The following is a 13150-nucleotide window of genomic DNA, read 5'->3' as shown; positions in this document are numbered from 1 at the left end:
GGGTGTTATGTCCGGAAAAGCGCAACAACAGTCTCGTATCAAAGAGTTGATCACACTGGGTCGTGAGCAGGGCTACCTGACTTACGCAGAGGTCAACGACCACCTGCCGGAAGATATTTCAGATCCGGAGCAGGTGGAAGACATCATCCGCATGATTAATGACATGGGGATCAACGTATTCGAGGTTGCGCCAGATAAGGATTCTCTTATGCTGGCCGACGCCGATACCGACGAGGCAGCCGCTGAAGAAGCCGCTGCAGCGCTGGCTGCGGTTGAAACGGATATTGGCCGTACAACGGACCCCGTGCGCATGTACATGCGTGAAATGGGTACCGTGGAATTGCTGACCCGCGAAGGCGAGATCGAAATCGCCAAACGCATCGAGGAAGGCATCCGTGAAGTCATGGGCGCAATCGCCCATTTCCCCGGCACTGTCGACAGCATTCTGGCTGAGTACACCCGTGTCAGCACCGAAGGTGGGCGCCTAGTCGAAGTCTTCAACGGCTATATCGACCCGGATGATGGCATCGTTCCCGCCGAAGCAGCAGCTCCCGCACCCGTAATTGACGCCGACGCTGACAAAGACAGCGACGACGACAGCGAGGAAAGCGACGAAGAGGAAGAAGAAGGCGACGGCGGCCCGGACCCTGAAGAGGCCCTGCGCCGCTTCACCGCGATCGGTGATGCCCTTGAACTTGCCAAAAAAGCCCTGAAAAAGCACGGCCGTAACAGCAAGCAAGGCATCGCCGCGCTGAAAGAAATGGCCGAGCTGTTCATGCCGATCAAGCTGGTGCCTAAGCAGTACGACGCACTGGTTGTGCGTGTACGCAGTTCTCTGGAGCGCCTGCGCGCCCAGGAACGCGCCATCATGCAGCTGTGCGTGCGTGATGCACGCATGCCGCGTGTTGATTTCCTGAAGCTGTTCCCCGGCAATGAAATCAATGCCGAGTGGGCTGCGGGCCTGGCTAAAGGCAAAGCCAAATACGCCGAAGCCATTGGCAACCTGCAAGCCGACATCTTGCGCTGCCAGCAAAAGCTGTCTGCACTCGAGGCCGAATGCGAGCTGACCCTGGCTGAAATCAAGGACATCAACCGTCGCATGTCGATCGGCGAGGCCAAAGCCCGCCGCGCGAAGAAAGAGATGGTTGAAGCGAACTTGCGCTTGGTGATCTCGATTGCCAAGAAGTACACCAACCGCGGCCTGCAATTCCTCGACCTGATCCAGGAAGGCAACATCGGCCTGATGAAGGCTGTGGACAAGTTTGAATACCGCCGCGGCTACAAGTTCTCGACCTATGCCACATGGTGGATTCGTCAGGCGATTACCCGCTCTATTGCCGACCAGGCGCGCACCATCCGTATTCCGGTGCACATGATCGAGACCATCAACAAACTGAACCGCATCTCTCGCCAGATGCTTCAGGAGATGGGCCGTGAACCGACGCCGGAAGAACTGGGCGAGCGCATGGAAATGCCTGAGGACAAAATCCGCAAGGTATTGAAGATCGCTAAAGAGCCGATCTCCATGGAAACCCCAATCGGCGATGACGAAGACTCGCACTTGGGCGACTTTATCGAAGACTCTACTATGCAGTCGCCAATCGATGTCGCCACGGTTGAGAGCCTGAAAGAAGCAACTCGCGACGTACTCTCCGGCCTCACTGCCCGTGAAGCCAAGGTACTGCGTATGCGTTTCGGCATCGACATGAATACCGACCACACCCTTGAGGAAGTCGGCAAGCAGTTCGATGTAACTCGCGAGCGGATTCGCCAGATCGAAGCCAAGGCGCTACGTAAACTGCGCCACCCGACGAGAAGCGAGCACCTACGCTCCTTCCTCGACGAGTAACACCAAAACCCCCGGCCCCGCCGGGGGTTTTGCATTAAGGGCAATACGCCACTGCGCCTGGCATGCCAGCAGCCACTACCTGAGCGGATGATTACCCAGCAGATATGACAGACGCTTTCGACGCTCGCACGCAGCACATGCAGGCGAACAACTCACCGCCATCGCGCCCCTTGTCGTCATCATTACCGCCGGTAACTAACCGCGACCGCCAAAAAGATAGCTCCCTATACAGCAACTCCCCCCCCTAACTCTGACGCTCGTCACCAGCCACGCACCCAGATACCCCCACACAAAAAACCATCATCCGCGCCATTCAGTTGGCACTCACGAGAAGGCGCCGTTATAATCCGCCCGCCTCTGAGGGCCCATAGCTCAGTTGGTTAGAGCAGAGGACTCATAATCCTTTGGTCCACGGTTCGAGTCCGTGTGGGCCCACCAACTCCAAAGCCGCGCACTGCGCGGCTTTTTCATGTCCGCTAGAAAAGCAGAAAGAACAGTCCTATAGTCCAAAGGTACAAATTCAGTACAGTGCCGGTACAGCGGTACGCTTTTGGAGTAGGAAAAGATGGCCACCATCGTCAAAACGGAAGCCGGCACATGGAAAGCCTTGGTACGCAAAACCGGCTGGCCGACCAATACCAAAACCTTCCGCACCAAGCGCGACGCCGAAGACTGGGCACGCCGTACCGAAGATGAAATGGTCAGGGGCGTTTACATCCAGCGCAGCGGCTCCGAACGCATGACTTTGGAAATGGCACTGAAACGCTACCTTAGCGAAATCAGCCCGACCAAGAAGCCGACCACCCAACGCGCCGAAGCCACCAAGGCACAACAACTGATCGGCCATCTGGGCAAATACTCCATGGCCGCCCTCTCGGCCGAGATCATCGCCGGCTACCGCGACACCCGCCTCGCTTCGATTACCAATCGCGGCAAGCCCACCAGCAATAACACCGTACGCCTGGAACTGGCACTACTCAGCCACCTGTTCACCGTGGCGATTCAGGAATGGGGCCTGGGCCTCAGCTTCAACCCGGTGTTGAATATCCGCAAACCCAGCCCCGGCGAAGGCCGTGATCGGCGCTTGTCCGCAGAAGAAGAACGCCGCCTGCTGACCGCCGTGAACAATCACAGCAACCCCATGCTCGGCTGGATCGTCCGAATCGCCCTAGAAACAGGTATGCGCTCGTCAGAGATCACATCCCTGCGCCGGCATCAGATCGACATGAAAAAGCGCGTAGTGCGCCTCTCAGACACCAAGAACGACAGCGCACGCACCGTCCCTCTGAGCAAATGGGCTACAGAAACCTTCCAAACAGCGTTGAACAACCCGATACGCCCGATTGACTGTGATCTGGTGTTCTTTGGTGAGCCAGGCAAAACCGGCAAGCGAGGCCCCTATGCCTTCACCAAGACCTGGGGCTTGCTGAAGACCAAGCTCGGCATGCCCGACCTGCGCTTCCACGATCTGCGGCATGAGGCGGTAAGCCGATTGGTCGAGGGCGGTCTATCCGACCAGGAGGTATCCGCCATCAGCGGGCACAAGTCGATGCAGATGCTTAAGCGCTATACGCATCTGCGGGCTGAGGATCTAGTGGCAAAACTGGACAGGCTTCCAGAAAAATCATGAGCCTCAGACCACCCAGCAGGTCCAACCTAACTCCATGATTATTACCTCACCCAAAACCGGTCAAGCGCCGGTTTTTTCTTAGACATACGCCTAACAACAGCCCATCTGCAACCATTTACCCACTCTTCAACAACCTACTGATTCATCAGAAAAACAGATGAATCGCATCCACCATAAAAGCGGCGTACCGACGCAACAAGATTAATTAGGACATTATGTCCTAACTTAAAAAACAAATTAGGACATAACTTCCTATTGCCTAATAAAGTTTAGCTAAACATCAAGAAATCATTACAAAATTTCGCTCAATTACTACAGACCATCAATTTACAGTCAAAATACCTCCAAACTAACTTAGTTTTAGGAGAGCACAATGACCACCGAAGAACTCTTACTACAGCGTTACAACAGCGCCCCACTCCTATCACTTGAACAGCTCGCAGAGATACTACTGAGAAGCAAAGGCGGCCTGCGCATAACTCTCTATGGGGATAACGACCTTGCAAGAAAACTACATGAATGCAGAATAAAAATTGGCCGCAGGGTTTACTTCAAAACAGCCTCAATAGCTCGAATGATCGACGAGGCGTAGGGGCCATGACAGAGAACATCATCCTCCGCCGTAAGGTGTCTCGTTGCTTTACAACATTGCCCAATGACTTGATCCGAGACAAAAAGCTTTCATGGAAGGCGTTAGGCCAACTTGTGTTCTTGCTATCGTTGCCACCGAGTTTCCGGCTCAGTCTTGCATACCTGACCAAGCAGAAGAAATGCGGCCGCGATGCAACCAGGGCAGGACTTAAGGAGCTAGAAGATGCGGGATATCTTTCTATCGAGCAGCTGAGTGACGAGTCAGGACGATTCAGCCACTCCATCTGGCAGATATCGGACACTCCATGCCAACTGGAGCAAAATACACCGTGTGCGGAAAACCCGAACACGGATTTTCCGGGCTTGGATATCCCGCACCCGGAGAATCCAACACTAATAAATACTAATAAAGAACAAATACTAAAAAAATATAAAAGAACTACAACAACAAATCAGAAGGTTCCTGAAGAATCGCAGATCGGATTCACCATGAGTTTTCACCGCAGTATTCCAAAAGAGGATAGACCTGCGCTGAAGATGGCTCTGGCTAAGATCCCAGAACCCGATCGCCAGGCGCTACTCGACGAACTTACTGCCTCAATGATGGCCGGGGCCATCAAAACAACATCAATACGTTGGCTGCATGGACTGATCAATCACTACTTGGCTGGCCGGTTCACCCCGTCAATTGGGTTGTCCATCGCCAAATTGCGGGCTACGGAAATCAGACACAACTCAACAGCTATATCCCTCAAGGATCAACTACAAGGCACATAGCCGAATAGCACCCCATCAAAGCCTCGAAACTCGATCAATACATCGTCCAAGTTTCGCATTCATTGACACTTGAGGGATCTGCAAAAGATGCGGGTCTAGCTCTACAAGCACATCGAGATATTACTCATGGGAACACTCTCCGAACGCATAGCCGAGCGCATACAAAATAAGCCGGCAGCCAGTACAGCCGCACGCAATCGCAGCACATTCCTTTCCCTGAGAAAGGAAATTCAGCAGGCCTACACAGACGGCTGGTCGCTACTGGCTATTTGGAAGACGTTATTCGATGAAGGGCGAATATCGTTTACCTATCAGGCCTTCCGCCGGTATGCGCGCCAACTGGTCGATAACCCTGCGTCAGCAAGCAGCAGCGAGCACCCGACTAGGGAAACACTTGAAGTCGCTGCAGACACCTATGCGTTTAGCGCAAAGCCCACTAAGGGACTACTGCCATGAACATCAACCCCCACACAGGCGTTCAAACACCAACTGAACCGTTCAACTTCCGTTCACTTGGCATTAACCCAACGTTGAACGGTAGAGAGGCGATTAATTGGTTACTCCTACAGGCCTTCAATCGGCATGAAATGCCGGGCAAGACAGGTGAAGTACCTGTACCGGCAAGCCGGCACAGTTTCTTCACTGCCCCCCTTATTCGCGCTACGCGCTCAACGGGTGTCTTGCCCTGCGGGGCAAGCGGCTGCCGCCGCTTCAGGAGCAGTTGATGACTGAGCAGAGAGCGATAACCAGGAAAGAAACCACGCCCATAAACGTATGGGTTACGCCAGATGAGAAGACACAGATTGATGCGCTTGCTCAGCAGACAGGGCACAGCATGTCATCGCTCCTGCGCTGCCTTGGTATGGGGCATCAGCCCCCCAGCATTCTCGACAGCAAGATGATTCTTGAACTGGCGAAGATCAACGGTGATCAGGGGCGGTTGGGTGGCTTGCTCAAGATGTGGCTGACCAACGATGAGCGCTTTGCCGGTTTCGACGCAGTGCAGATGCGCAGAACCATTGAGGTTGTTTTGTCGAGGATACAGCAGACGCAGCAAGCAATGCTGGATCTGGTAATCAAGGTACAGGGAGAGTGACATGAAAATTTTAGCGGCTAAAAAAATGGGCTTCATCGCGTTGGCGCTCTGTTCGCTAAGCGGTCAAGTGGCCTACGCAGGCATCCCCGTGATCGACGGGGGAAACCTGACCCAAAACGTGCTGACGGCTGTTGAGAGCGTTGCGCAGACGCTCAAGCAGGTCGAGCAATACGCCAAGCAGGTCGAGCAGTATTCGACCCAACTGCAGCAGTATGAAAATCAGCTACAGAATACGGCCGCGCCTGCGGCTTATATCTGGGATCAGGCCAACCGCACGATCAATAAGCTGATCGAGGCGCAGGACATGCTGGCGTACTACCAGCGTAAAGCTGGCAGCCTGGACGCCTATTTGGCCAAGTACCAGGACGCTGCCTACTACCGCAGTTCGCCATGCTTCAGTGGTGTGGGGTGTACGCCAAGTGATCGCGAAGCGATGTCCGCCAATCGCCGCCTGGCCTCTGCCTCGCAGAAGCAGGCCAATGATGCTTTGTTCAAAGCCATCGCCCAGCAGCAAGACAATATGGCAGCGGACGCAAGTCAACTGGAGCGCCTGCAATCTGCTGCATCCACGGCAGATGGCCAGGTCAAAGCCATTCAATATGCCAACCAGCTGGCCAGCCACCAATCGAACCAGCTTTTACAGATTCGCGGGCTGATGCTTGCCCAGCAGAATGCCCTGGTCGTTCGTAGTCAGTCAGACGCTGACCAGGCCGCCAAGGAGCTGGCTGCGCATGAGGCATCTACTGCCGCTCGCGGGCCGGAATCGCTTCCCGCTAATCCGAAGAAGTGGTGAGGAGAACGCCATGACCAAGATCATCCCCCTCGCAGTTGTGCTGTTCGCCGGAACCCTGACCGGCTGCGAGCCGGCCACCCTGGACTGCACCGCCCCACAGAACCAGCAACAGAGACAGGAGTGCGCTCATCGCGCCTCAACGGAGCCACGCGGCCCCGATACCCTGCCTGCCAACCCGAAGAAGTGGTGATGCCATGAGGATCATTAAAAGCACTCTGCTGCTGGGCCTGTTTTTCTCTCTGTACTCGGCCGGCGCATCGGCCGAACTGGCATTCCACGACCCGGCCACCCAGACGGGTGTTCTCGATCAGGTCATCCAGGAGTTCGTCAGCCGAGCCGCTGCCTGGCAAGGCGTAATCATGGCGGCAGCCACTTGGTTATTCTGGACGCTGGGCACCATCAGCTTTACCTGGACGATGGGTATGCTGGCTCTGCGCAAAGCAGACATCGGTGATTTCTTCAGCGAATTTATTCGCTTTACCCTGTTCTTTGGCTTCTTCTATTGGCTGCTACAGAACGGCCCTTACTTTGCGGAAACCATCATCAATTCCCTGCGCCAGATCGGCGACAACGCTGCCGGCACAGCCGGCCTGTCGCCCTCGGGCGTAGTCGATATTGGTTTCATGATCTGGAAGCAGGCCATTTCCAACCTATCGGGTTGGAGCCCTGTAGACAGTTTGGTCGGTTTGGTGCTCAGCGCGGGCATCATGTTGGCGCTCGCCACCATCGCCGTGAACATGCTGCTACTTCTAATCTCTGGCTGGATCTTGATGTACGCCGGCATCTTCTTCCTGGGCTTTGGTGGCTCCAGGTGGACATCGGACATGGCAATCAACTATTTCAAAACTGTTCTCGGCTTGGCTGTTCAGCTGCTGGTGATGATCCTGCTGGTCGGGGTCGGTAACAATCTGCTGACCAGCTTCTACGCCAAAATGAACCAGGCAACACTCAACTTTGAAGAGCTCGGCGTGATGCTGGTGTTCTGCTTAGCGCTGCTGACCCTTACCGGGCAGGTTCCGAAAATGGTAGCTGGCATCATCAGCGGCGGTGGCGGCGGAGGTGCGGGCGGCTTCGGTGCCGGAGCGATTGCAGGAGCAGCCCTTGGGGCAGCAGGCACAGCTGCGGGTGCTGCAAGCATGGCCGGCTCAGCCGTTATGAGCGGCGCTCAGAATATCTCTGGTGGCGCATCAGCGATCAAGGCCGCAATTCAAAAGGCGCAAGGTTCAGCCGATGGAGGTTCTGGTATGCCATCGCTGGGGTCTGGTGCATCAGACAAAGGTTCAGATTCAAGTTCGCCACTTCGAGCCGCAATGGGCATCGACTCCAGCAACCAATTCGGCGGCATGATGCAAAAGGCTGCCAGCCTGGCAGGGGGAGCGGCTTCGGAATTGGCCAAAGGTGCAGGCAGCCTGATCAAAGAAAAGGCCAGCGAGGCCGCCAGCAACTTTCAGGAGAAAGCCAGCCAGACTATCGGCGGTCAACTCGCATCGACCATCCAGGGAGAGCCTTCATTCGACGGGAACACCCTGTCAGCGGCGGGGCATGACGATGACGACATGGATGACGAGATAGCCGAGTTCGTCAATCGTGATCGCGGCTCGGCCACCTGAAAACTTTAGCGGCTAAAATTGGGGCAACGAAATTTAGCCGCTAAATTCGCCAAATCATGCACAGAAGGAGCATAGCTTATGGACGCGCACGAAATAACGGAGCCCCTGTTCATCACTGAGGAGATCGAGGCTGAGATGGTCGCAGCGGGGTACGTTTTCGAACCACCGACGCACGTATCAACCTTCCATCTGGAGGAGATCCTGGCTGACCTTCCTCCTGACCAGCAAGAAGGCTTAAAACCCTTCATAGAGGCTTATAAATGACACCCAGAGTCCTGGGGTTATATCGGCAAACCTGATCAGGCTCGCGTGCATGGCATCTGGGTAGGCGCAGAGCCTTGCTAGAGTGAAGGCCAGGCGTGACCAGGGTCGCTGAATTAGCAAAAGCTGAACCTGACCATGAATACTCTGCCGCCCCCCTTCCTGGAGCTACCGATATGGATAAGTCGAAAACCACTGAGCCCGTGAGGCGTCTTACAGAGCAAGAAATAGCCGACCTGCGCGCAGATATGCAACAGGCGGCTGAGTGGACCCGTAAAGAGCTGGCTCGCCGACGCCAAGACAAAGCACCCCTCTCTGAAAGTCAGACTTCAAGCGCCGTTACCTCGAACTACTCTCGAATAGCGAATTCACACAACGTTTTGTGAAGGTCAAGGCACAGGGAATGGCCATCCAAGATCTATCGATCATCGATTTCGCCAAGTGCCCTGTCCCAGTGCCTTCAAGCATTGAACAAGATGAGATAGTCCGCCGCGTCGGGCAACTTTTCGCCTTCGCCGACCAACTGGAAGCCAAAGTCGCCTCGGCCAAAAGCCATATCGACCACCTGACCCAAAGCATCCTGACCAAAGCATTCAGAGGCGAATTGGTGCCGCAAGACCCGAACGACGAACCGGCCAGCTTGCTGCTGGAGCGCATCCAAACCCAACGCGCCGCCGCCCCCAAGGCCAAGCTCGGCAGAAAGCCAACAGCACCTTAAGCCGGAAAACCGATGCAGATGCTGAGTAAAATCTGTGGATTTGCAGCCTCTGGGCTACAAAATCAGGCCGCCCCATGCACCATGTAGCTTATGAGCCACAAAATTAGTACTAGCGATACTTGTTCGAATGTGGCCTACGGGCTACATCTCTCGGCATTACATCTATTTTTGACGCCCAAAGGCTACAAATGACTTCTCTCTACGATGTTTCCGAGATGCTGAAACAGGCGCGTGGTGACGCGAAGCTGAGCCAGGAAGCGCTGGCCAGTCGTGCAGGCGTCTCGCGCACGACTGTGGCGCGTATGGAAACTCTGGCCAGGGGCGATATGAGTGTTTCAGTGCTGGTCCGGCTGCTGGAAGCGGCCGGCTATGATCTGAAGCTGGTCAAAGCCGGACACCAGCGCACTGTTAAAGACATCCTCAGCGAGCAGCGGTCAGGGAGCGCTTGAGCATGATCTTCGATGTCTACGTCAGCTCAAGCTGGCCTTGCGTCAGGCACATCTGGATTGGCTCAACCAGCACCTATCAACATAGACAGTGATAAACACAGGGAAATACGCCATGAGCGACGACGAAAAGTGGAGTGGGTACAACTTGGCCAAGCATGCCCTTGGAATCCTGGTAAGCAATTTTTCCGCACGCATCTTCACGGAAAGGAAAGGGGCCAGCCCTGACCATGAGCAGATCGAAAAATGGCGTAAAGAGCGAGCTGAACTGATGCGGCTAGGGCGAACGCTCACCGTCAACGATATGGCTACGATCGGGCGTGTGATTGAAGAATATGGCCCGAGAGCAAAAGCCATTACGGGGAAGGAATAAGAGTAATCACGGGCAATAGGACACAGACCACGATTAACGGGAAATAACCGTGGTATAGGAACAGATAGTCTCCTGCGCTGACAAGAATCTTCCCGCTCTCGCCTTCTGGCGGTGTAACTTGCAGCACGGCCCTCACGCTGACATCGCCCGAGTCATCATTACCCTGGCAGAAACGCTAAAACTTAAGGTGATCGCTGAAGGGGTGGAAACGGCTGAACAACGCCAGTTTCTACTCGACAACGGCGGCAAGAACTTCCAAGGCTACTTGTTCGGCCGCCCAATGCCACTGGAGGAACTCGAAGAACGCTGCCGTTAGGTCAATTGAGCCCCCTTCTCAGCATTTCCCATGTGAGCAAGCCCATCGATTTTACGGAAAGCACACCACAGTGGCCTGATGGGCGGCTACTGCGGCTTTTAGCGGGCAGCTAGAGTCTGCAGAAAGGCTATGACCTGGTGGGTGCGCTCGATTGTGGTCGGCAAGCCATCTGGCTGAGCACAAAGCAGGGGCTCACCGCTGTGGCTAAGGTGCTGCAGGTCGTTCACGGGCAGGCCTGTTTGCAGCAGTTCGTCTGTCTGTACCAGCAGCACTATGGCCTCCACCTGAGTATCCGCGAGCAATGCCAGACATCGTGCGAACAGGCTGTCCTGTGTCAGGTGCAACGCGGCCCCTGAGGGAGTTAGAGTCAGGTTGTGGCTAGTCAGGTAGCCTGCAATGCCTTGTGCCTGCCATGCCTGTTGCTGCGCACGGGCCATTTCCAGGGCCTGCTCTGCGCCTACAAAGACCTCGATACGGATACGCCCTTGCTCTGGTAGCAGACTCTTCAATACCTGCGGCAGGGTTCGTCGCGAGCTTTCACTCTGACCCAATACGGGTGACGAGTTCACCTCGTTGAGGATGGCCGCATTGGCATGCCAGGGCTGGGTGATGTCCGGTGAGATGATGTCGATACCGGCTACATCGAGGCCAAAGAGGCAGGCTGCGCGACAGGCAAGGGCGGCATTATCAGGGTGCAAGCGGCTTGAATAGTCTTCGTCGAGCCCGCCCCATTCGGTCGATTCAATTGGTCTGAGCGACGCCCATGCGCCTGCAGCAAGAACGCTCGACAAGTTGAGGCCCACCTGTTGCAGGCAAGCTTTGGTCAGCTCATCACTGGGATAAAGCGGTGCCCTCGCCCAGCTCGGCAGCGCCTGTTGCTGTTGGTTGGCGTTGTGTACCAGCTGCGCAACCGTCTGTTGGCCATCGCCACACACGGCAATTGGCAAGCGCTTGACCGCATAGATCACCTGGCCGCGTACCACTAGCACTCGGTGGCATACACCGTCGGCCTGGCGTTCTATGAGTATCTGCGAGCTGAGCGTGAGGGCGTGTCGAAAGGCGTTGAGTAGCTGTGCCTGGCTGGTGATGTTCACCACCACACCTTCACCGCGGTCACGGTCAGCCGGTTTTACCACCAGCGGCCAGCCCAGGGCGGCTTGTGCAGCCAGCGCTTCCTGCTCGTTCGTGGCCAGGCGATTGTGCGGGGCGGGAAGGCCTGCATGGCGCATCCATTCGGCGGCGACCCATTTGTTCTGCGCCACCGCGACGCCTAGGGCCGAATCGGAGCCGACCTTGCTGTTTTGCATGCGCATGCTCTGCGCGCCCCAGCCCAACTGAAACACGCCAGCGCCTAAGTGACGCCATGGGATGCGGCGTTCATGGGCGCAGGCCAGCAGCGGCAGTGTCGACTTCCCCACCCGCATCACTGAGCGCAGCGGTTGGAGCACCTTGAGTTCTAATTGCTGGTAGAGCGGTTCAGTCTCTACGAAATTCGCTGGGGCGGCCGCCAAGCTCATTACCAGCAGCGTTGCCGCGTCGTATACCAAGCGTGTGATGTGCTCGGGCACGTAATCGATATGTGCGACACAGGCGTCGGCCAGCCAGCTACCCGGGTGCGCCGCGTCGGCCTGCACGGTGAGTACTACCCCCGGCTCGAATACAGGTAGGCGTGCAACCCGCTGAAGCTTGGCGGCTACTTGGATAATCCGCCAAAACACGGCGGCAGCATCAGCGCTTAGCTCTTTATCTGAGTGGAGCACTCTATGCGCCTGGGATTGCAAGGCAAGGCCGAGCTTGTTACTTAGCCAATTATCCAGCGCCGTCCAGTCAATGGCCGCCGGGCAATGGCTCAACTTTAGGCGCAGGGTCTGTTCCGGCTGGCGCAAGCGGCCGTAAAAGCCTGCTGTGGGGAAAAAAGGCTGAGTCATACGCCACAATCGATCCGTTAAACAATATTAAGAAAACAGCGTTCTGAACGGCCAGGCGCTCAGTCGCCCCACATACGGATCAGCTCTTGGACGCACTGCTCGGATTGCGTGGCCAGCGCCGCGTACTTGGTGTCTTGGCGCAGCGTGCGGGGCACGAGGCTAAGTTTGGCGATGAGTTCACGTTGATGGACATTGCGTATGCGGCTCTGCAGCCAACCCACTACGGCGTGACGCACGCCCTGAGTGACCGGCGCCACCCGATGCAGTTCGCCCGAGGGGTAGAGCAGCATGCTGCCTGCCGGTAGTTTGAAGGTAAAGGTTTGCGCCGTTGTCGCGATGACCAATTCGCCACCTTGGTAAGTGGCGGGGTCATCGAGAAACAGGGTGAACGACACATCGGTGCGTACATCCTGGATGTAGGCCGCATCGGAGTGCATGCCGTACTCCATGCCAACCTCGTACCGATTGATAAGCGTGCGGCCGATCATGCTCGGTATGGCGAAGGCCTGCACCGCAGGGTGCGCGTAGAGCGCCTGCCTAATACTGTCGAGCAACTGCGCGTGGGCAGTACTGGATAGTTGCAAATTACTCTTGGCTGCCTTGGCCATCCCTTGCGCCGTGAGCTTGCCGCTCTCGAACGGGCCTGCCTGGATGGATGCAGTAATCGTTTGAAGAAGATCGGCTGGTAGGGCGTTTTCGATAATCAGGTAGTTCACAGCGATAGCCTGTAGGGGATTGGAACGGCATGGGGCGTCTAGCTGC

Annotated in this window: 15 protein-coding genes, 1 tRNA gene and 1 pseudogene; 15 read left to right on the top strand and 2 right to left on the bottom strand. The window is 56.0% G+C overall.

Annotated elements, in window-relative coordinates; genetic code table 11:
• Positions 1–7: 7 nt before the first annotated feature.
• The 15 genes and pseudogenes from rpoD to AC0J6G_RS18690 form a co-directional block, all read left to right on the top strand.
• Positions 8–1849 (top strand): RNA polymerase sigma factor RpoD, encoded by a 1842-nt coding sequence (gene rpoD / locus AC0J6G_RS18760; protein WP_475250364.1) that lies wholly within the window; start codon positions 8–10, stop codon positions 1847–1849.
• A 361-nt stretch (positions 1850–2210) separates the two neighbouring features.
• A tRNA-Ile gene (locus AC0J6G_RS18755) sits at positions 2211–2287 on the top strand.
• 127 nt (positions 2288–2414) lie between these two features.
• Positions 2415–3479, top strand: a complete 1065-nt coding sequence (locus AC0J6G_RS18750; protein ID WP_475250362.1) for a tyrosine-type recombinase/integrase — start codon at positions 2415–2417, stop codon at positions 3477–3479.
• 373 nt (positions 3480–3852) lie between these two features.
• The gene (locus AC0J6G_RS18745) at positions 3853–4071 is read left to right on the top strand and encodes a DNA-binding protein (RefSeq protein ID WP_475250360.1); all 219 of its coding nucleotides are present in this window, start codon (positions 3853–3855) and stop codon (positions 4069–4071) included.
• A gap of 5 nt (positions 4072–4076) precedes the next feature.
• Positions 4077–4847 (top strand): hypothetical protein, encoded by a 771-nt coding sequence (locus tag AC0J6G_RS18740; protein ID WP_475250358.1) that lies wholly within the window; start codon positions 4077–4079, stop codon positions 4845–4847.
• A 126-nt stretch (positions 4848–4973) separates the two neighbouring features.
• A complete protein-coding gene (locus tag AC0J6G_RS18735) occupies positions 4974–5303 on the top strand; it encodes a TraK family protein (protein ID WP_475250356.1) in 330 nt (109 codons plus the stop codon).
• A 268-nt stretch (positions 5304–5571) separates the two neighbouring features.
• Positions 5572–5943, top strand: a complete 372-nt coding sequence (locus AC0J6G_RS18730; protein WP_475250354.1) for a plasmid mobilization protein — start codon at positions 5572–5574, stop codon at positions 5941–5943.
• A 1-nt stretch (position 5944) separates the two neighbouring features.
• The gene (gene trbJ / locus AC0J6G_RS18725) at positions 5945–6736 is read left to right on the top strand and encodes a P-type conjugative transfer protein TrbJ (RefSeq protein ID WP_475250352.1); all 792 of its coding nucleotides are present in this window, start codon (positions 5945–5947) and stop codon (positions 6734–6736) included.
• A 10-nt stretch (positions 6737–6746) separates the two neighbouring features.
• Positions 6747–6926, top strand: a complete 180-nt coding sequence (locus AC0J6G_RS18720; protein ID WP_475250350.1) for a hypothetical protein — start codon at positions 6747–6749, stop codon at positions 6924–6926.
• A 4-nt stretch (positions 6927–6930) separates the two neighbouring features.
• Complete coding sequence (gene trbL, locus AC0J6G_RS18715) at positions 6931–8346, top strand: P-type conjugative transfer protein TrbL (protein WP_475250348.1); 1416 nt, start codon at positions 6931–6933, stop codon at positions 8344–8346.
• A 78-nt stretch (positions 8347–8424) separates the two neighbouring features.
• Positions 8425–8610, top strand: coding sequence for a hypothetical protein (locus tag AC0J6G_RS18710; RefSeq protein WP_475250346.1), 186 nt, complete (start codon positions 8425–8427; stop codon positions 8608–8610).
• 400 nt (positions 8611–9010) lie between these two features.
• Positions 9011–9325, top strand: a complete 315-nt coding sequence (locus tag AC0J6G_RS18705; RefSeq protein ID WP_475250344.1) for a type I restriction endonuclease subunit S — start codon at positions 9011–9013, stop codon at positions 9323–9325.
• Between the two features lie 188 nt (positions 9326–9513).
• Positions 9514–9774 carry a helix-turn-helix transcriptional regulator gene (locus AC0J6G_RS18700; protein ID WP_475250342.1) on the top strand — a complete coding sequence of 87 codons (261 nt, stop codon included), beginning with the start codon at positions 9514–9516 and terminating at the stop codon, positions 9772–9774.
• 112 nt (positions 9775–9886) lie between these two features.
• Positions 9887–10144, top strand: a complete 258-nt coding sequence (locus tag AC0J6G_RS18695) for a hypothetical protein (RefSeq protein WP_475250340.1) — start codon at positions 9887–9889, stop codon at positions 10142–10144.
• A 136-nt stretch (positions 10145–10280) separates the two neighbouring features.
• Positions 10281–10460: pseudogene (locus AC0J6G_RS18690) on the top strand (EAL domain-containing protein); the annotation flags it as partial.
• Between the two features lie 98 nt (positions 10461–10558).
• Here the strand turns inward: AC0J6G_RS18690 and AC0J6G_RS18685 are convergent.
• Positions 10559–12388, bottom strand: a complete 1830-nt coding sequence (locus AC0J6G_RS18685; RefSeq protein WP_475250338.1) for a hypothetical protein — start codon at positions 12386–12388, stop codon at positions 10559–10561.
• Between the two features lie 59 nt (positions 12389–12447).
• Positions 12448–13104, bottom strand: a complete 657-nt coding sequence (locus AC0J6G_RS18680; RefSeq protein ID WP_475250336.1) for a Fe2+-dependent dioxygenase — start codon at positions 13102–13104, stop codon at positions 12448–12450.
• Positions 13105–13150 lie beyond the last annotated feature (46 nt).

The organism is Pseudomonas sp. TS_SC_3, assembly GCF_056156225.1.
This window is presented reverse-complemented; position numbering and strand designations above follow the sequence as displayed.